Origin of the sequence: Microbacterium sp. NPDC056234 (assembly GCF_042267585.1) — a bacterium.
Taxonomy (GTDB): Bacteria; Actinomycetota; Actinomycetes; order Actinomycetales; family Microbacteriaceae; genus Microbacterium.
Window position 1 is genome coordinate 98783 of the sequence record NZ_JBHJTE010000006.1, and the last position, 17228, is coordinate 116010.

General features: G+C 68.7%; 21 protein-coding genes. 10 read left to right on the forward strand and 11 right to left on the reverse strand.

Annotation, left to right across the window (positions count from 1 at the left end):
• Positions 1–14 precede the first annotated feature (14 nt).
• Positions 15–707 (reverse strand): heme-copper oxidase subunit III, encoded by a 693-nt coding sequence (locus ACFCYE_RS16115; RefSeq protein WP_376180357.1) that lies wholly within the window; start codon positions 705–707, stop codon positions 15–17.
• A gap of 143 nt (positions 708–850) precedes the next feature.
• On the opposite strand from ACFCYE_RS16115, the gene trpD reads away from it, so the two are divergent.
• Positions 851–1915 carry an anthranilate phosphoribosyltransferase gene (gene trpD, locus ACFCYE_RS16120; RefSeq protein ID WP_376180359.1) on the forward strand — a complete coding sequence of 355 codons (1065 nt, stop codon included), beginning with the start codon at positions 851–853 and terminating at the stop codon, positions 1913–1915.
• A 2-nt stretch (positions 1916–1917) separates the two neighbouring features.
• On the forward strand, positions 1918–2904 hold the full coding sequence (locus ACFCYE_RS16125; protein WP_376180607.1) for a PHP domain-containing protein: 987 nt from the start codon (positions 1918–1920) through the stop codon (positions 2902–2904).
• A gap of 2 nt (positions 2905–2906) precedes the next feature.
• Here the strand turns inward: ACFCYE_RS16125 and ACFCYE_RS16130 are convergent, their stop codons facing one another.
• Positions 2907–3827, reverse strand: coding sequence for a 5'-3' exonuclease H3TH domain-containing protein (locus tag ACFCYE_RS16130; RefSeq protein ID WP_376180360.1), 921 nt, complete (start codon positions 3825–3827; stop codon positions 2907–2909).
• Between the two features lie 59 nt (positions 3828–3886).
• Here ACFCYE_RS16130 and ACFCYE_RS16135 point away from each other — a divergent pair, with 59 nt between their 5' ends.
• On the forward strand, positions 3887–5014 hold the full coding sequence (locus ACFCYE_RS16135; protein ID WP_376180362.1) for a hypothetical protein: 1128 nt from the start codon (positions 3887–3889) through the stop codon (positions 5012–5014).
• A gap of 6 nt (positions 5015–5020) precedes the next feature.
• On the opposite strand, the gene ACFCYE_RS16140 is transcribed toward ACFCYE_RS16135, so the two are convergent.
• Complete coding sequence (locus ACFCYE_RS16140) at positions 5021–5707, reverse strand: hypothetical protein (RefSeq protein WP_376180364.1); 687 nt, start codon at positions 5705–5707, stop codon at positions 5021–5023.
• Between the two features lie 134 nt (positions 5708–5841).
• Positions 5842–6381, reverse strand: a complete 540-nt coding sequence (locus ACFCYE_RS16145) for a hypothetical protein (protein WP_376180366.1) — start codon at positions 6379–6381, stop codon at positions 5842–5844.
• A 213-nt stretch (positions 6382–6594) separates the two neighbouring features.
• On the opposite strand from ACFCYE_RS16145, the gene rpsA reads away from it, so the two are divergent.
• Positions 6595–8049, forward strand: coding sequence for a 30S ribosomal protein S1 (gene rpsA / locus ACFCYE_RS16150; protein ID WP_376180368.1), 1455 nt, complete (start codon positions 6595–6597; stop codon positions 8047–8049).
• 64 nt (positions 8050–8113) lie between these two features.
• On the opposite strand, the gene ACFCYE_RS16155 is transcribed toward rpsA, so the two are convergent.
• From ACFCYE_RS16155 to ACFCYE_RS16170, 4 genes are read right to left on the reverse strand one after another with little or no spacing between them, the layout of a single operon-like run.
• On the reverse strand, positions 8114–9187 hold the full coding sequence (locus tag ACFCYE_RS16155) for a sulfate/molybdate ABC transporter ATP-binding protein (protein WP_376180370.1): 1074 nt from the start codon (positions 9185–9187) through the stop codon (positions 8114–8116).
• On the reverse strand, positions 9184–9972 hold the full coding sequence (modB, locus tag ACFCYE_RS16160) for a molybdate ABC transporter permease subunit (protein WP_376180371.1): 789 nt from the start codon (positions 9970–9972) through the stop codon (positions 9184–9186). Before modB ends, ACFCYE_RS16155 begins: the two co-directional genes overlap by 4 nt.
• On the reverse strand, positions 9969–10736 hold the full coding sequence (gene modA, locus ACFCYE_RS16165; protein ID WP_376180373.1) for a molybdate ABC transporter substrate-binding protein: 768 nt from the start codon (positions 10734–10736) through the stop codon (positions 9969–9971). Before modA ends, modB begins: the two co-directional genes overlap by 4 nt.
• The gene (locus ACFCYE_RS16170) at positions 10733–11146 is read right to left on the reverse strand and encodes a molybdopterin-binding protein (protein ID WP_376180375.1); all 414 of its coding nucleotides are present in this window, start codon (positions 11144–11146) and stop codon (positions 10733–10735) included. The genes modA and ACFCYE_RS16170 overlap by 4 nt, the downstream gene beginning before the upstream one ends.
• A gap of 150 nt (positions 11147–11296) precedes the next feature.
• Between ACFCYE_RS16170 and ACFCYE_RS16175 the strand changes: the two genes are divergently transcribed.
• From ACFCYE_RS16175 to ACFCYE_RS16200, 6 genes are read left to right on the forward strand one after another with little or no spacing between them, the layout of a single operon-like run.
• Positions 11297–12421, forward strand: coding sequence for a ThiF family adenylyltransferase (locus tag ACFCYE_RS16175; protein WP_376180376.1), 1125 nt, complete (start codon positions 11297–11299; stop codon positions 12419–12421).
• On the forward strand, positions 12418–13650 hold the full coding sequence (glp, locus tag ACFCYE_RS16180; RefSeq protein ID WP_376180378.1) for a gephyrin-like molybdotransferase Glp: 1233 nt from the start codon (positions 12418–12420) through the stop codon (positions 13648–13650). Before ACFCYE_RS16175 ends, glp begins: the two co-directional genes overlap by 4 nt.
• Positions 13647–14111 (forward strand): cyclic pyranopterin monophosphate synthase MoaC, encoded by a 465-nt coding sequence (gene moaC, locus ACFCYE_RS16185; protein ID WP_376180380.1) that lies wholly within the window; start codon positions 13647–13649, stop codon positions 14109–14111. Before glp ends, moaC begins: the two co-directional genes overlap by 4 nt.
• Complete coding sequence (locus ACFCYE_RS16190) at positions 14108–14731, forward strand: molybdenum cofactor guanylyltransferase (protein ID WP_376180382.1); 624 nt, start codon at positions 14108–14110, stop codon at positions 14729–14731. Before moaC ends, ACFCYE_RS16190 begins: the two co-directional genes overlap by 4 nt.
• A complete protein-coding gene (locus ACFCYE_RS16195; RefSeq protein WP_376180384.1) occupies positions 14728–14964 on the forward strand; it encodes a DUF6457 domain-containing protein in 237 nt (78 codons plus the stop codon). Before ACFCYE_RS16190 ends, ACFCYE_RS16195 begins: the two co-directional genes overlap by 4 nt.
• Complete coding sequence (locus tag ACFCYE_RS16200; protein WP_376180386.1) at positions 14961–15197, forward strand: MoaD/ThiS family protein; 237 nt, start codon at positions 14961–14963, stop codon at positions 15195–15197. Before ACFCYE_RS16195 ends, ACFCYE_RS16200 begins: the two co-directional genes overlap by 4 nt.
• A gap of 44 nt (positions 15198–15241) precedes the next feature.
• Here ACFCYE_RS16200 and moaA read toward each other — a convergent pair whose 3' ends face one another.
• From moaA to ACFCYE_RS16215, 3 genes are read right to left on the reverse strand one after another with little or no spacing between them, the layout of a single operon-like run.
• Positions 15242–16249 carry a GTP 3',8-cyclase MoaA gene (gene moaA, locus ACFCYE_RS16205; protein WP_376180388.1) on the reverse strand — a complete coding sequence of 336 codons (1008 nt, stop codon included), beginning with the start codon at positions 16247–16249 and terminating at the stop codon, positions 15242–15244.
• Positions 16246–16659 carry a molybdenum cofactor biosynthesis protein MoaE gene (locus ACFCYE_RS16210; protein WP_376180390.1) on the reverse strand — a complete coding sequence of 138 codons (414 nt, stop codon included), beginning with the start codon at positions 16657–16659 and terminating at the stop codon, positions 16246–16248. Before ACFCYE_RS16210 ends, moaA begins: the two co-directional genes overlap by 4 nt.
• Entirely contained in the window at positions 16656–17132 is a 477-nt protein-coding gene (locus ACFCYE_RS16215; protein ID WP_376180392.1) for a molybdenum cofactor biosynthesis protein B, read from the reverse strand. The genes ACFCYE_RS16210 and ACFCYE_RS16215 overlap by 4 nt, the downstream gene beginning before the upstream one ends.
• Between the last annotated feature and the right edge of the window lie 96 nt (positions 17133–17228).

Genomic DNA, 17228 nt, shown 5'->3' on the forward strand with positions numbered 1-17228 from the left:
GATCAGCTCCGCTCTTATTTCAGGAAGTAGATGACGAAGAACAGCACGATCCAGACGACGTCGACGAAGTGCCAGTAGTAGGACACCACGATCGAAGAAGTCGCCTCCTTGTGCGTGAAGTTCTTGACGGCGAACGCGCGGCCCATGATGAGCAGGAACGCGATGAGACCACCGGTGACGTGCAGGGCGTGGAAGCCCGTGGTGATGTAGAACGCCGAAGCGTAGGAGTTGGCCTGGATCGGCAGCCCCTCGGCGACCAGCTGGGCGTACTCCCAGACCTGGCCGGAGACGAAGATCGCACCGAGCGCGAACGTCAGCCAGAACCACTCGACCATGCCCCAGCCGAACAGGCGGCGACGGCCGGCCGGGTTCAGCTGCCCCTTGGCGATGCGGTAGGGCTGCAGGTCCTCAGCGGCGAACACGCCCATCTGGCACGTCACGGAGGACAGCACCAGGATGGCTGTGTTGATCGCCGCGAACGGAACGTTGAGCAGTTCCGTCTCCTGAGCCCACAGCTCCGGGGAGGTGCTGCGGAGGGTGAAGTAGATCGCGAAGAGTCCTGCGAAGAACATCACCTCACTGCCGAGCCACACGATGGTGCCGACAGCTACGGGATTGGGCCGCTTGATGGTTCGGGCTGCCGGGGCATACGTCGCTGAGGTCGTCACCCCTCCATTATGGCCGATACGAGCGGGCGATTCTTGCATCACGGGGGTCCGATTCGCTGGTCCGTCACTTAGGGGAACCTAAGAAACCCCTGCGAATCCTCGGTGAATACAAGGGAAACGACGGATGCCAGGGCGTAAGTCCGCGTCGAGAGGAAATTCTGCGCGCCGATAGGATCGCACACATGGCTGAATCCCTGACCTGGTCCGATGTGCTCACCACGCTTCTCGAGCGGCGCGATCTGAGCGTGTGGGAATCCACCTGGGCCATGCGCCAGGTCATGCAGGGGAAAGTCTCCGACGCCCAACTGGCCGGCTTCCTCGTGGCGCTGCGAGCCAAGGGCGAGACGATCGACGAGATCGTCGGGTTCCGCGACGCGATCCTCGAGGCGGCCGTTCCGCTGCCGGTCTCGCCGGACGTCCTGGACATCGTCGGCACGGGTGGCGATCGGGTCGGCACCGTCAACATCTCCACCACGGCCGCCGTCATCATCGGCGCCGCGGGGATCCCCGTCGTCAAGCACGGCAATCGCGCCGCCAGCTCGGCATCAGGCGCCTCGGATGTGCTCGGCGCGCTGGGCCTGGAACTGTCGCTCTCACCGGACCACGTCGCCTCGGTGCTCGATCGAACCGGAATCACGTTCGCCTGGGCTGCCGCTTTCCACCCGGGTTTCAAGCATGCGGGCCCCGCGCGCGCCGAACTCGGTATCCCGACCGTCTTCAACATGCTCGGCCCGCTCTGCAACCCGGCCCGCGCGGAGGCCAACGCCGTGGGCGTCGCGCAGCTGGAGCGGGTTCCACTCATCACCGGCGTGTTCCGCACACGCGGTGCGACCGCGCTCGTCTTCCGTGGGGACGACGGCCTCGACGAGCTCACGACGACCGGTCACAGCCGGATCTGGGAGGTCTCGCGCGGCGACATCCACGAGCACGACCTCGACCCGCGGGATCTCGGCATCCCGCTGGCAGAGCTGTCGGACCTCATCGGAGGCTCGCCGGAGCACAATGCCGACGTGCTGCGTCGCACCCTCGCCGGGGAGCAGGGGCCGGTGCGCGACGTCGTCCTTCTCAATGCCGCTGCCGGCATCGTCGCGTTCGAACTGTCGCAGGACGCGACTCAGGTGCAGCGCCCGATCCTGGATCGTCTGCGCGACGGCTTCGCCAAGGCGGCGGATGCCGTGGACGACGGACGCGCGTCGGCGAAGCTGGACGAGTGGGTCTCGGTCTCGCGCGAACTGGCCAGGGGCTGATCGTGGATCCGGCAGCCGCGCTCCTCGAGATCGCCGCGCTGCTGGAGCGTGAGCGCGCATCGCGCTATCGTGCCAAGGCGTTCCGTCAGGCCGCCGCGACCTGGGAGTCGCTGTCCGAGGAGGTACGCGCTGACCCCGTGAGACTGCGCGCGTCCAAGGGCATCGGCGCTTCGACGTTCGAGGTCATCACGCAGGCGCAGGCGGGTGAGACTCCTCGCTACCTCGTCGAGCTGCGCGGCGAGGTCGAACCCGAACTCGCTTCCGAACTGCGGGGCATGCTGCGCGGCGACCTGCACGCCCACACCGAGTGGTCGGACGGTGCGACGTCGATCAGGACCATGACGGATGCCGCCCGTGCTCTCGGGCACGACTACCTCGCGATCACCGACCATTCCCCTCGACTGCGGGTGGCACGAGGACTGAGCGCCGAGCGGTTGCGGGAGCAGATTCCTCTGGTGCGTGCCGAGTCGGACGCCGGGCTGCGCGTGCTCGCCGGCATCGAGGTCGACATTCTCGAAGACGGTGCGCTGGATCAGGAGCCGGATCTGCTCGATGAACTCGACATCGTGGTGGCATCCGTGCATTCCAAGCTGCGCATGGATGCCGCGGCGATGACCGCTCGCATGCTGACTGCGGTGAAGTCCGGGCGCGTCAATGTGCTCGGACACTGCACCGGTCGACTCGTGGAGGGTTCACGCGGGACTCGCCCGCCGTCGGAGTTCGACGCCCTGGCGGTGTTCGCCGCGTGCGCGGAGCACGGAGTGGCGGTCGAGATCAACTCCCGGCCAGAGCGGCAGGACCCGCCGGACGAACTGATCGCGGCCGCGCTCGGGGAAGGCTGCCTGTTCTCGATCGACTCGGACGCGCACGCGCCAGGACAGCTGTCGCTGCTCGATCACGGCGCGATTCGCGCTGAACGCGCGGGGGTGCCTGCGGCGCGGATCGTCACGACATGGGGAGTCGATCGGCTGCTCGCCTGGGCGGAGTGATCTCAGGCGGGAAGCGCCGCGAGGGCTCTGGTCATCGATGTACCGAGGTTCCAGGTCTCGGCCAGAGCCACCGCAGCATCCTTCGCGTTGTCGTCCAGATGCCCGAGCGGCTCTGCGGGTACCGAGACGTCGAGGTCGCGCGCCACGAGAACGACGGTCGGGGCGACGTCGAGATAGTCGGACGCCGCGAGGATCTTGCCGGCGACGCCCGCGGACATCCCCTCACCGGCTTGCGCCGCGGCGCGGATGCCGGTGAGATCGCCATGCGTCTGAAGAAGCGTGGCCGCCGTCTTCTCTCCGACGCCGGCGACGCCGGGCAACCCATCGGATGCGTCGCCGCGCATCGTCGCGAAATCGGCGTACTGCGAAGGCAGCACGCCGTATTTGCCGACGACGCTCACGTCGGTGAGGGTCTCGAGGTTGCTCATCCCGCGCGCGGTGTAGATGACACGGATGTCGCGGGCATCGTCGATCAGCTGGAACAGATCGCGGTCGCCCGTGACGATGTCCACCGGCGTGGTGGCGCGGGTCGCGAGGGTGCCGATCACGTCGTCGGCCTCGTGTTCGGCCACACCGATGATCGGGATACCGAGGGCGGTGAGCTCGGCCCGGATGAGCGGTATCTGCGCCTCCAACGGGTCGGGCACCTCCTCGACATCGGCTCCGTGAGGGACCACCTCGACGACGCGATGCGTCTTGTAGGTGGGGATGAGGTCGACACGCCACTGCGGGCGCCAGTCGTCGTCCCAGCACGCGACGAGGTGCGTCGGCTGATAGGTCGACACGAGTTTCGCGATCATGTCGAGCAGGCCGCGGGCCGCGTTGATGGGGGAGCCATCGGGGGCTTTCACCTTGTCCGGCACTCCGTAGAAGGCGCGGAAGTAGAGGCTCGCGGTGTCCAGCAGCATCAGCCTGTCGCTCATGGGATCAGCATGGCATAGGCGGTTTCGAGACGGACCGGCTCGCGCTGACACTATCGGGTATGAGAACGGCGACGGCGATCGGGTTGGCGGTGACGATGCTGCTGCTCGCGGGGTGCGCGACATCCGTCCGCGCCGGCGATGACGAGCTGAGCGGATGGGTGGCGGTGGATGAATTCCCTCTTGAGCCCCGCGGCGCACCGGTCATCGTCTGGACCGGGGAGGAGGTCATCGTCGCCGGTGGCGAGCTCGGACCCCCATGTCCGCCGACCGCTGACTGCGTGACGGGTCCCTCGGCTGAGGACGGCGCCGCTCTCGACCCGTGGACTGGCAGATGGCGCGAGTTGGCTGAAGCGCCGCTCCCGATCCATCCGGGCTCGGGGGCGTTCGCCGGCGGGCACCTGTTCGCATGGGCGGATGCGGACGGCGTCGGTCGGGCGTTGCTGTCATACGGGGCCGGGGAGGACGAATGGAGCGAGGTGGACGTCCCGGACGACCTGCCGCGAACGCTGATCGCGGATGGCGATGACCTCTTGCTGCCGCTGGCGTCTCACGAGTCGGGCGGCGGGGCCGACCTGGTCCTGGACGTCGCCACCGGGGAATGGTCCGAACTGCCGGCCGATCCGCTCGGCGCGATGTTCGATCGGTATCTGACAGCCACGCCCGACGGAATCCTGCTCACGGGCAAAGCGTTCGTGGAGAGCGCGGGGGCAGCGGAACCGCCCCTGGTGCAGGTTGCGCTGTACGACCGAGACACCGGAGCGTGGAAGCGGCTTCCGGACGCCGAGCAGATCGGCGGCTGGAATTGGCGGTGGACGGGAACCCGCGCTGTCGATGTGACGCTGGGTGGCGCCGACGGCGGCGAGATCGACGGGTGGGGGCGCGAGTATCCGTTCGGCGGGGTGGTGAGCGTTCCCGACGGCGAGTGGTCGGAATTGCCGGACGCGCCACGGCGGGCCGGTGCCGTCTGGTTGGGCAGCGCGATCGGCGGCGGTCGGTACGTCCTCGGCGACGGTCACGTGTTCGACGACGTGGACGAGACGTGGACCCTGCTGCCCAGCCCGCCGGATGCTCCGGATGCCGCGGGGGATGCGATCTGGGCGGATGACCGTCTCGTCGTCGTCGGCGGCACGGACTGGTCGGGGATCGAAGGAACGCGGGACGTCAGGTCGTGGGTGTTCACGCCATGACACTCATCAGCAACCCGGCGAGGACGGCGCCTGTTCGCACGTGTGCGCGACGAGCGCCGTGTGCGCTTGGAAGATTCGCAGCTGCTGCGCCGAGCCTTCGCTCGTGAGCTCACCGTCGATGGGGAACCAGCCGATGCCGAGGTCGATCTCGGCTGTGTATCGGATATCGACGGCGGTGGTGTACTCACCGCGTTCCGAGTAGACGTGGCTGGTCGCGGTCGGCGTGAACTGCGCCTGATTCAGGGCCGCCCAGCTCTGACCGCCGGTCGCTGTCGTCGTCGCGCTGCCGTCGCCGTAATCGAAGTCGAAGCCGACGGGCGTGAAGCGGACGGAGATCGGATAGCCGAACAGCTCGCCCGTGACCGTCTGGGCGGATGCCGAGGCGACGAAGTTCGTCGGAAGCCCGACGACGCCGACGTTGTCGGGCTCGGCAACGACGAGCGCGCCGTCCGGCGCGAACCGTGCGACATCCGTGATCGTGACAGGCGGGATCGCCGGCACCGTCTCTGCGGGATCCGCCGGATCCGCCGGATCCTCGCGCTGGAAGCAGCCGATGTAGCGATTCCAGTCGTCCAGGCATCGCTCGAACTCGGAGGGCAGTGCGGGTTGCGCGGGCCCGGCCTCGCCACCGTCAGTATCCCCCGGACTTCCGCTGTCTTCGGCATCACCGGTGCGCCCGTCGGAGCCACCCACAGGGCGGGAGTCGCTGATGCCGACATCGTCACCGTTGTCGACATTGCAGATTCCAGCACGTACCTCTCCGACGGTGCATTGTGCATCCGCGTGGGCGGGGGCCCCGATCGCGAGCCCAAGCAGAATAAGAGCAGTTAGCATCCAGCGGACTCCGTGGTGAGTGATTCTGAAATAAGCAGTGAAGATCGATCTCCGACGAATGTGACTTCGAGTGGCCATGACGTATCACGATCCACGGGCGTGATATCGGACCCGCTCGAATCCAGCACCCTGGATTCGCTCACGTCGATACAGGCGATAGCGACGAGCTTGGCCACGGACGCTTCGACGTCGGCTGTCGCGCCCTCGAAGGATTGCAGAGTCGTTGTGCCGACAATGCGAACGCCGTCTTCGTCGAATGCCTGTTGTGCCGCTGCCGTGTCCTTAAGTGCTTGGCCGGTGAGGTACGACTGCGGATCCTCACCTGGGTCTTCGTTACCCATCGCATCTTCTGCGATCAGGTACGCGCGATAAACCTCCTCGGCTGCATCGAACGCCTCCTCCTCGGACGCGAACGCGGCCGTCGGGGTGGGCGTCGGCTCGGGCTCGGGCGAACACGCGACGAGCGAGCCGGCCGCCAGGGCGACGATGCCGATGGCGGTGAGGCGCAGGTGACGGGTACACGAGAAGTTCACCCGATCACGGTAACGTCAACCAGGCAGCGTCCGTCGGAGTTATCCACAGGCGACATATGCCGAGGAACCTGGTAATCTGAAGTGTCACTTGTGGCGCGCTGGCGCGTGCCTTCGTGGCAGTACTCCAAAATCCATCCGCTTTCCAGCCATCAGACGCGTGTGCGCACGTGGGCCGGAAGCCCGAGCACCCATTCAACAAGGACAACCCACTACATGACTACCGCAACGACCGCCCCGGCCACCAAGCAGGTCGCGATCAACGACATCGGATCTGCCGAGGACTTCCTGGCCGCGGTCGAGAAGACCCTGAAGTTCTTCAACGACGGCGACATCATCGAGGGCACGATCGTCAAGATCGACCGCGACGAGGTTCTGCTGGACGTCGGTTACAAGACCGAGGGTGTCATCCCCTCGCGCGAACTTTCCATCAAGCACGACGTCGACCCCAACGAGGTCGTCGCCGTCGGCGACCAGGTCGAGGCTCTCGTCCTCCAGAAGGAGGACAAGGAAGGCCGCCTGATCCTCTCCAAGAAGCGTGCGCAGTACGAGCGCGCCTGGGGAGACGTCGAGAAGATCAAGGAGAACGACGGCGTCGTCACCGGCACCGTCATCGAGGTCGTCAAGGGTGGCCTCATCGTCGACATCGGCCTCCGTGGCTTCCTGCCGGCATCGCTGATCGAGCTGCGCCGCGTCCGCGACCTCACGCCGTACCTCGGCCAGGAGATCGAGGCGAAGATCCTCGAGCTCGACAAGAACCGCAACAACGTGGTGCTCTCGCGCCGCGCTCTGCTGGAGCAGACGCAGTCCGAGTCGCGCACGACGTTCCTCAACAACCTGCACAAGGGTCAGGTTCGCAAGGGTGTCGTGTCCTCGATCGTCAACTTCGGTGCGTTCGTCGACCTGGGTGGCGTTGACGGCCTCGTGCACGTCTCCGAGCTGTCCTGGAAGCACATCGAGCACGCTTCCGAGGTCGTCGAGGTCGGCCAGGAGGTCACCGTCGAGATCCTCGAGGTGGACCTGGACCGCGAGCGCGTCTCCCTGTCGCTGAAGGCGACGCAGGAGGACCCGTGGCAGGTCTTCGCCCGCACCCACGCGATCGGCCAGATCGCACCGGGCAAGGTCACGAAGCTGGTTCCGTTCGGTGCGTTCGTCCGCGTCGCAGACGGCATCGAGGGCCTCGTGCACATCTCCGAGCTCTCCAGCAAGCACGTCGAGCTGGCTGAGCAGGTCGTGTCCGTCGGCGAAGAGGTCTTCGTCAAGGTCATCGACATCGACCTCGAGCGTCGTCGCATCTCGCTGTCGCTGAAGCAGGCCAACGAGTCCGTCGACCCGTTCGGCACCGAGTTCGACCCGGCTCTGTACGGCATGCTCGCCGAGTACGACGAGAACGGCGAGTACAAGTACCCGGAGGGCTTCGACCCCGAGACCGGTGCGTGGAAGGAAGGCTTCGACGCCGCTCGCGAGGCTTGGGAGCAGGAGTACGCTGCAGCCCAGACCCGCTGGGAGGCTCACAAGGTCGCGGTTGCCAAGGCAGCCGAGGCCGAGGCCGCCGCTGGCGACGACTTCGCCGCTGCGCAGTCGTTCACCAGCGACTCCGGCGCCGGAACGCTTGCAGACGACGAGGCTCTCGCGGCTCTGCGCGAGAAGCTCTCGGGCGGCAACGCGTAAGCATCGCTTGAACGGAACGGGTCGTCACCTTCGGGTGGCGGCCCGTTCCGCGTCTGTGGGCGACTCACACGCTCGCTGCACGCCGGACCGTGACCGCGGCCAGCTCGAATCGTTCGATGTCGCCGACGCGGGGAAGAGGGCGGCCGTGGAACGCGCTGACCGGCACCACGGCGGCGAGCCCCGAGCGATGTTCCAGACGCAGCGAACCGGCCTGCGACGATACGGAGGCCAGCTGCGCCGTCACACCGGCACGCGACAGGTCGTCCGGGGTGAGCAGGCGGACCTCCTGCGGCGCGATCACTGCGAAAGCCGCGGCGCCGGTTGCCGGATCGCCGTCGGTGCGTCCCGGAAGGAGGATGCCGTCGCCGATGTCGAGCGCGGTGCCTGTCCAGCATCCTTCGACGACGGCGAAGCCGGCCAGACGTGCTGTGAACGGATGCCGCGGAGCAGACGCGAGTTCGGCGGGTGAGCCCCGCTCGACCACGCGCCCGTCGTGCAGCACGAGGCAGTCGTCCGCGAGCTGCCAGGCATCAGCGAGATCGTGCGTGACGAGCACTGCAGCGGTCCTCGTCCGCGCCAGCTCCTCCGAGAGCAGCCGCCTGACCGAGGGCGCGCTCTCGGCATCCAGCGCGGCGAACGGCTCGTCCAGCAGCAGAAGCCGCGGCTCGGCGGCGAATGCGCGGGCGATCGCGACGCGCTGCTGCTGCCCGCCCGAGAGCTCGTGCGGCGCGGCATCCGCACGATCCGCGAGCTCGAGCCGTTCCAGCCAGGTGCGCGCGACCGCGCGCGCCGCGGTACGACCTGCACCGCCGGCCAGCGGACCGAACGCGATGTTCTGCCAGACGCTCAGATGAGGGAAGAGCCGTGGCTTCTGATCCAAGAGCCCGATGCGACGTTCTGCGGGGCGCATGCGCACCTGGCCGGCGCGTTCCAAGAGCCGGTCGTCGAGGACTGTCGAGCCGTGCGAGAGCGGGACGAGCCCGGCGATCGCGCCCAGCAGCGTCGACTTGCCCGATCCGTTCGGGCCGAGGACCGCCAACCGGCCGCCCGCGGCGACGTCGATCGACGCGGTCGTGCGGAACTCTGGCCTGTCGACCGTCACGTCGGCGCTCAATTGACCGGTCGCGATCGTCGTCATCGCACGGCGTCCTCTCGCCACGAGCGCAATCCGCTCACGATCACCGCGGCGCTGACCAGCAGGAGCAGTGACAGCGCCACCGCCGAGTCCTGCGTGACGCCGACGCCGTTGAACGCCGTGTAGATGGCGAGCGGCATCGTGCGTGTGACGCCCTCGGCGTTACCGGCGAACAGCGCGGTCGCACCGAACTCGCCGAGCGCCCGCGCGAAGCACAGCACCGTCCCGGCGATGAGACCGGGCATCACGAGGGGGAGTGTGACGCGTGTCAGCACGCGCCAACGACCCGCACCGAGTGTGGCCGCCACCTGCTCGTGCCCGATTCCCGAGGTGCGCAACGCCCCCTCCAGGGCGATCACGAGGAAGGGCAGAGCCACGAACGCCTGTGCGAGGACCACGGCGGCCGTCGTGTACGGCAGGCTGAATCCGGTCGACTCGAACAGCGGCCTGCCCACGAGTCCGCTGCGGCCGAGCAGTGCCAGCAGGGCGAGGCCTCCGACCATGGGCGGCAGCACCAGCGGCACCAGCACGACCGTACGCAGGACGGCCGCGGTCCGGCGCGGTGAGCGGGCGATGACGATCGCGAGAGGGCCGCCGAGAAGCAGGCACACCACCGTGGCGCAGGCTGCCGTGGCCAGCGACAGCGACAGCGCGTTCAGCGACGCGGGCGAGAACAGATCCTCAACCAACCGCTCCCAGCGCACGCGGGAGATCAGGCCGATGATCGGCAGGACGAGCAACGCGATCGCCGCGACCGCAGGAATGTACAGACCTCGAGGAACGGTCATGGGCGCTCGAATCCGTGTGCGGCGAGGATGCTCTGCCCGGCGTCGGACAGGACGAAGTCGACGAAGGCGTGCGCGGCTTCGGGGGACGGCGCGGATTCGGCCACTGCGATGGGGTAGCGATTGACGACGGCATCCGCGCCCGACGGCACGATGCCGTCCACATCGGAGTCCGCGGCGACGATGTCGGTGGCGTACACGAGGCCTGCATCCGCCTCGCCGTCGGCGACGCGTCTCAGAACGGAGGTGACGTTCGTCTCTTCGCTCACGGGAACGACCGTGACCTCCGCGCGAGCCAGCAACGTCTGCGCCGCCGTACCGCACGGCACCTCGGGGGCGCACAGGACGACGGCGAGTGAAGGATCTGCCAGATCCTCGAGTTCGGAGATCCGATTCGGATTCCCCTGCGCCACCGCGATTCGCAGGGTGTTCGTCGCGAAGACCTCTCCGTCGGCGCTGCGACCGGCCTCGACGACGGGTGCGAGGCTCGCGTCGTTCGCGAACGCGATCACATCCACGTCTGCTCCGTCGATGACCTGGGTCGCGAGCGCCTGGGATCCGTCGTAGTGGACCGGGGCGACCGCGTAAAGGGGATGCGCCGTCATGAACGCGTCTGCGAGTTCGTCGAACGCTCCGTGAAGCGATGCCGCCGCGAAGACGATCACCGGCGGCTCCTGCGACGTCGCCTGCTCGGATGTCATACCGGCGCATCCGGTCAGAGCGATCAGACCTGCGACGACCGCCGACGCCCCGATCGTGCGTCTCACCGCGCGGCCTCTGGAGCAGGCGGCGTCTCGACGATCACGGTCGTGGCCTTGACCATCGCCGTGGCGAGGCTGCCGACCTCCAGCCCGAGTTCGCGGACGGCCTCCGTGGACATCAGCGAGACCACCCGGTGGGGGCCGCACTGCATCTCGACCTGCGACATGACGGTGTCCGAGACGACTTCCGTGACGATCCCGACGAAGCGGTTCCGTGCGCTCGATGCACGCGCGAGCGGATCGCCATGACCGCCTCGAGAGCGGACGAGATGAGCTGCGAGATCCGTGCCGGACACGACGCGACGTCCTGAGTCATCCCGCTCCGAGGCGAGTTGGCCGCTGTCGATCCAGCGCCGGACGGTGTCGTCGCTGACGGAGAGCAGTCGGGCGGCCTCGCGAATCCGGAACACGGTCATGAGTGCCAGCATAGATCCGCAGATGCGTCCATATGAGCATGTTCCGATCGCGTTCGCGGATTGTAGGAACCCTCGGCGCTCGGTCACGGGGAGACATCCTCGCGGTCACTGCAGCGGTGGGCGCTCGACCGGAGCGGTAGCGTGGTGAGCATGCGATTCCCCCCGCTCGTCGCCCCGGCATCCGTGCTGCCGGACGGCGAGGCCGAGCGCGCGGCACGCCAGATCCGGCTGCCGGAGATCGGCGAGGATGGCCAGCGTCGGTTGTTCGCCGCACGGGTCTGCGTGGTCGGCGCCGGCGGGCTCGGATCTCCTGCGCTGCTGTACCTCGCCTCGGCCGGAATCGGCACGATCTGCATTGTCGACGACGACGTCGTCGACACCTCCAACCTGCAGCGACAGGTCCTGTTCGGCGTTGCGGATGTCGGTCGACTCAAGGGGCACGTCGCCGCCGAGCGCATCCGCGCAGTATCGCCGCGGACGACGGTGATCCGGGCGCACGAGCGGCTCACCTCGGACAACGCCGAGCGGATGCTGGCCGGGTACGACCTGGTGATCGATGGCAGTGACACGTTCGACACGCGCTATGCGGTCGCTGACGCCTGCGACGCGCTCGGCGTGCCGCTGGTGTGGGGCTCCGTGCTCCGTTTCGACGCCCAGGCGACGGTCTTCTGGTCGCGCCCGCCGCACGGGGAGCCCGTGCGGCTGCGCGACGTCTTTCCGACGGCGCCTCCGGTCGAGGACGTGCCATCCTGCGCGGATGCCGGAGTGCTCGGCGCACTGTGCGGGCAGGTCGGTGCCGTCCTCGCAGCCGAGAGCATCAAACTCATCTGCGGAGTGGGCGACCCGATTCTGGGGCGGATGCTGGTGATGGATGCGCTCTCGGCCAGAACGAGGGAAGTGCCGCTCGTCCCGGCATCCGCGTCGGGGCACGCCGACACCGCGTCAGTGCCCCGTGGGCGCGCCGACGTGCGCACGATCGATCCGGACGAGCTCGCCGCACTCGGCGATGTGCTGCTGCTCGACGTGCGCGAGGAGGAGGAGTTCCGCGCCGGAAGCATCCCCGGGGCGCATTCCGTGCCGCTGGGGCGCCTTCGCTCCGACCCGTCCGCGATCGACACCGACCGACCGGTCGTGGTGTTCTGCCAGCTCGGTCCGCGCGCCAGGGTGGCGGCGTCGGTGCTCCGCGCTGCCGCTCCCGAGGCCGAGATCCTGCTGCTCGACGGCGGATACCAGGCATGGTCGGCCGTCGGCCGCACGTCGGCGGCGAACGCATGATGTCGATCGACGAGCATCGCGAGCGCATCCTCGCATCGGCTTCACCCCTGCCGCCGCGCGAGCACGCGCTGGACGATGCGCACGGACTCGTCCTGGGCGCCCCGGTGCCGACGCGCTGGCCGGTTCCGCTGTTCGACAACTCGGCGATGGACGGCTACGCCGTGCGCGTCGCGGATGCCGTGGCAGGCGCAGTCCTGCGCGTCGTCGGCGACGTCCCGGCCGGCTCGGGGGAGGATCCCCGCTTCGGACCAGGAGAGGCGGTGCGGATCATGACGGGGGCGGCCCTGCCGACGGATGCCGAGGCCATCGTCCCCGTCGAGCACACCGATCTCGGGGTCTTCACCGGAGCCGTCCCGCCAGAGCGCATCACGATCACGCGCGCGCCCGCGCCGGCTGCGCACGTCCGGAGGCGCGGCGAGGACGCCGTCGCTGGCGCTGTCGTCGTCCGGGCCGGTGCGGTGCTCGGGCCATGGCAGCTAGCCACGATCGCCTCGGCCGGGCACGACCGCGTCCAGGCGCACCCGGCACCGCGGGCGGCCGTGATCTCCACGGGTTCCGAGCTCGTGGCCGCAGGAGACGAACCGCAGCGCGGCCAGATTCCCGAGTCGAACTCGCGGCTGATCGCGGCGGCGCTGCGAGATGCCGGGGCGATCGTCGTCCGAACGAGCACCGTCGCGGATGATGAGGCCGCGCTGCGAGCCGAGCTCGCGGTGATCGACGCGGATCTCGTGGTGATGTCCGGCGGTGCGAGCGTGGGGGCCTTCGACGTCGTGAAGGCGGTGCTGGACGCATCAGGGCCCGGCGGCGGGCCGGTGCGTTTCGACTCCGTGGCCATGCAGCCGGGCAAGCCCCAGGGCTTCGGCGTCGCGTCGGACGGGACACTGCTGTTCTGCCTGCCGGGGAACCCGGTCAGCGTCGCGGTTTCTTTCGAGATGTTCGTGCGGCCAGCCGTCAGGTCGTTGGCGGCGCGCACAGATCTGGATCGACCGCGGACGACGATGCGCGCTGCACAGGGCTGGCGATGTCCCCCCGGGCGCGTCCAGGTGCTTCCGGTCGTGATCGAGCGCGGCGAGGTCATCCCGGCATCCTCGGGCGGCAGCGGATCGCACCTGGTCGCGTCGCTCGCGCAGGCGACCGACTTCGCCATCGTTCCCGCCGACATCGAGCGAGTGGAGACCGGAGACGTCGTCGACGTGATGCTGGTCGCGACAGAGAGGGAGTGCTCGTGAGCTTCACACATCTGGATGAGCGGGGACACGCCCGCATGGTCGACGTCACCGAGAAGCAGCCGACGGTCAGGGGTGCGACGGCGACGGGGCTCGTGCGCTGCCCCGCGCACGTCGTCGCCGCCCTCAGAGACGGCGCCACGTCCAAGGGCGATGTGCTCGCGGTGGCCCGGATCGCCGGCATCCAAGGGGCGAAACGGACGGCCGAGCTCATCCCGCTCGCGCACATCATCGGCGTGCACGGGGCTGTGGTGGATCTTGAGGTCGTCGATGGGGGCGTCGAGATCACCGCGACCGTCCGCACGGCCGACCGCACCGGCGTCGAGATGGAGGCGCTCACGGCCGTCAGCGTCGCGGCGCTCACCGTGATCGACATGGTCAAGGGCTTGGACAAGACCGTCGAGATCGCGAACGTGCGCCTCGTGCGCAAGACCGGTGGGAAGAGCGGGGAGTGGGTGCGGTGACCGCGCACGTACCCCGTGCGGCCGTCGTGCTCGCCGGTGGACGGGCGACGCGGCTGGGCGGTGCGGAGAAGGCGCGGGTGGAGGTCGACGGGCGGATGCTGCTCGACGCCGTGCTCGACGCCGTCGCCGTGTGCGAGCCCGTCATCGTGGTGGGCCCTGCGCATCTCGCCAGGCCCGGTGTGCGCGTTGTGCGCGAAGAGCCGGCCTTCGGTGGTCCGGTCGCAGCGATCGAGGCCGCGCTGGCCGCACTGCCGGAAGCGACGGCGGAGACATGGGTGCTGGCGTGCGATCTTCCCCGCGCCGCAGGCGTCGTCGATGCGCTCGAAGGCGTGCGCATGCCGGACGACGCGGACGCTGTCGTGCTCCGCGATGCCGATGGTCGCAGCCAGCCGCTTGCCGGACGCTACCGCGTCGAGACCCTGCGTCGGGCGATCGGTGCGTTGTCGGTCGTCGAGGGCGTTGCGATGCGGCGGCTCACGGCGGCACTGCGCATGCACGAGATCGAGGATGCGCACGGCGTCTCGATCGATCTGGACACCTGGGAGGACGTTGCCGCCTATCGTGCGGCATCACGCCGCACGAGAGATGATGCCGATGCAGGACGAGAGGAGATGTCATGACCGAGACACCGCAGGAACTCGAGGACTGGACGACCGGACTGGCCGCTGCACTGGGCGTGCAGGACGACGTTCCCGTCGCGGAGCTGCTGAATGTGACGCGCGAGGTCGCCCACGGGGTGACTCGGCCGGCCGGTCCGATCACCACGTACCTGATCGGACGCGCCGTCGCCCAAGGTCTGCCGTTCGACCAGGCCGTCGCGGCGGTCCACGCGCGGATCGCGGACCACGCGTGAAGGTCCGCTACTTCGCCGCAGCCGCGGAGGCCGCGGGACGCGACGACCAGGATATGGTCATCGCGGGCACCCTCGGAGACCTGCTCGTGGCGCTTCGGCGGGAGCACGGCGCCACGTTCTCGAAGGTGCTCGATCGCTGTGCCATCCGGGTGGACGGTGCTGCGGTCGGTGACGATCATGCGCTCGCCGACACGGCGACCGTCGATGTGCTGCCGCCGTTCGCCGGAGGGTGAGCCGCCGGGCCTAGTGCCGATCGCGGCCGGGGCGTGGAGTGCGTTCAGCCGCCGATGGCGGACATCGGGCGCTGAGGCTGGAGGAATCCAGGGTCGTCGATGCCGTGTCCGGCGCGTTTCCCTTCGATGTTCTGACGCAGCATCCTGGCGATGGCCTCATCATCCGCGCCGCCGCGCAGCAGAGCCGTGAGATCCGACTCCTCGCGCGCGAAGAGGCAGTTGCGCACCTGTCCGTCGGCGGTGACGCGCACGCGATCGCACGAGCCGCAGAACGGGGCGGACACGGAGGCGATCACACCGACAGTCGTGGGTCCGCCGTCCACCGTGTAGATCTCGGCCGGACTCGACCCGCGGCCTGCGACCGGAGCCAGCGTGAACTCCGCGGACAGCTTCTCCAGGATCTCTTCGGCGGGAACCATGCTCTGGCGCGACCAGATGCGGCCGGCGTCCAGCGGCATCTGTTCGATGAAGCGCAGCTCCGCGTCGTGCGCCTGCGCGAAGCGCAGCAGCTCGCAGAACTCGTCATCGTTGACATCGCGCATCGCCACCGTGTTGAGCTTGAGCGGCCGAAGCGGACTCGCCTGGGCCGCGCGGATGCCGCGCACCACGTCCTCGAACTTGTCGCGCCGTGTGAGTTCCGAGAATCGGTCGGGTCGGACGGTGTCCAGACTGATGTTGAGTCGCTCGAGACCGGCGGCGACCAGGTCGTCGATGACGCGCTCGAGGCGGATCCCGTTCGTGGTGAGCGAGACCTGCAACGGCCCGTTCGCGCCCTCGATGAGGGCGAGGCGGCGGACGACGTCGACGAGGTCGGGACGCAGCAGCGGCTCGCCTCCCGTGAGACGCACCTCGACGATGCCGAGTCGGGCGAGCACACCGGCGACCCGTGCGATCTCATCGGTGGTGAGGATGTTCTGCTTGGCCAGCCACGGCACGCCCTCCGCGGGCATGCAGTACGTGCAGCGCAGATTGCATCGGTCGGTCAACGAGATGCGCAGGTCGCGGTGCACGCGTCCGAACCGGTCGACCAGGGGGCCGTCGAACGCCGTCACAGTCCGACCCAGTTCGTCGTGCCGTCGGCCGTGATCTGACGTTTCCATACCGGAAGCTCGGCCTTGACCTTCTCGACCAGGGCACGCGCGATGTCGAACGCCTCCGCGCGATGTGCGCTGGATACGGCGCACACGATCGCGATCTCGCCGACACTGAGTGCGCCGATGCGATGAGTTATCGCGATGCGCAGGTCATCGGCGTCGACCGCCTCGGCGAGCGAACGAAGGGTGTCTGCAGCATCCGGGTGCGCGCTGTACTCGAGCCGGGTCACCTCACCGTCAGCGCCCGGATCATGATCGCGGACCGTGCCCACGAACAGTGCCGTCGCTCCCGCCGCATCATGGGCGACGGCGTCGAGGTGAGCGGTTGCGTCGAGGTCCTCTTCGGAGATGGCGGCGAGCAGGATCATGCGTGATCGCCCCCTGCGTGCTGGGAGAGCACATGATCGACGAGGCCGAGGATCACCGGGATGCCGTCGCGGACCGCGCCGGGAGAGCCGGCCAGGTTGACGACCAGCGCGCCGTCGAGGATACCGGCGACACCGCGCGACAGCAGAGCGGTGGGCACCTTGACCGCCCCGATGCGCCGCAGCTCCTCCGCGATACCGGGGATCACGGTGCCGAGCAGCGGCAGCGTCGCCTCAGGGGTGACGTCGCGAGGGCCGATCCCGGTTCCGCCGGTGGTGACGATGAGCCGGGAGCCGTCTGCGATGGCGGCGCGCACCGCGGAGGCGATCTCCTCCGGTTCATCGGGAACGATGGTGACGCCTGTGCTCCACCCCGCGGCGATCAGCAGGTCGGCGCCGGTCGGACCGGACAGATCCTCTCGGACGCCGGCTGCGGCGCGGTCGGAGACCGTGATCACGTGCGCCGTTCTACTCACCCGAGGCTCCTGTCGTCGCGCCGTCCGTGCGCTCGGCCAGTCTAGGCCGCTGCATGTTACGGGCGGATCTCACAGCGTGCGACAGATCCGGAGGCA

Excerpts from the sequence above, each read along its gene's own strand:
- ACFCYE_RS16115 (WP_376180357.1), bottom strand. The coding sequence starts at position 707 with ATGCAAGAATCGCCCGCTCGTATCGGCCATAATGGAGGGGTGACGACC.
- trpD (WP_376180359.1), top strand. The coding sequence starts at position 851 with ATGGCTGAATCCCTGACCTGGTCCGATGTGCTCACCACGCTTCTCGAG.
- ACFCYE_RS16130 (WP_376180360.1), bottom strand. The coding sequence starts at position 3,827 with ATGAGCGACAGGCTGATGCTGCTGGACACCGCGAGCCTCTACTTCCGC.
- ACFCYE_RS16135 (WP_376180362.1), top strand. The coding sequence starts at position 3,887 with ATGAGAACGGCGACGGCGATCGGGTTGGCGGTGACGATGCTGCTGCTC.
- rpsA (WP_376180368.1), top strand. The coding sequence starts at position 6,595 with ATGACTACCGCAACGACCGCCCCGGCCACCAAGCAGGTCGCGATCAAC.
- ACFCYE_RS16155 (WP_376180370.1), bottom strand. The coding sequence starts at position 9,187 with ATGACGACGATCGCGACCGGTCAATTGAGCGCCGACGTGACGGTCGAC.
- modB (WP_376180371.1), bottom strand. The coding sequence starts at position 9,972 with ATGACCGTTCCTCGAGGTCTGTACATTCCTGCGGTCGCGGCGATCGCG.
- ACFCYE_RS16170 (WP_376180375.1), bottom strand. The coding sequence starts at position 11,146 with ATGACCGTGTTCCGGATTCGCGAGGCCGCCCGACTGCTCTCCGTCAGC.
- ACFCYE_RS16175 (WP_376180376.1), top strand. The coding sequence starts at position 11,297 with ATGCGATTCCCCCCGCTCGTCGCCCCGGCATCCGTGCTGCCGGACGGC.
- glp (WP_376180378.1), top strand. The coding sequence starts at position 12,418 with ATGATGTCGATCGACGAGCATCGCGAGCGCATCCTCGCATCGGCTTCA.
- ACFCYE_RS16195 (WP_376180384.1), top strand. The coding sequence starts at position 14,728 with ATGACCGAGACACCGCAGGAACTCGAGGACTGGACGACCGGACTGGCC.
- ACFCYE_RS16210 (WP_376180390.1), bottom strand. The coding sequence starts at position 16,659 with ATGATCCTGCTCGCCGCCATCTCCGAAGAGGACCTCGACGCAACCGCT.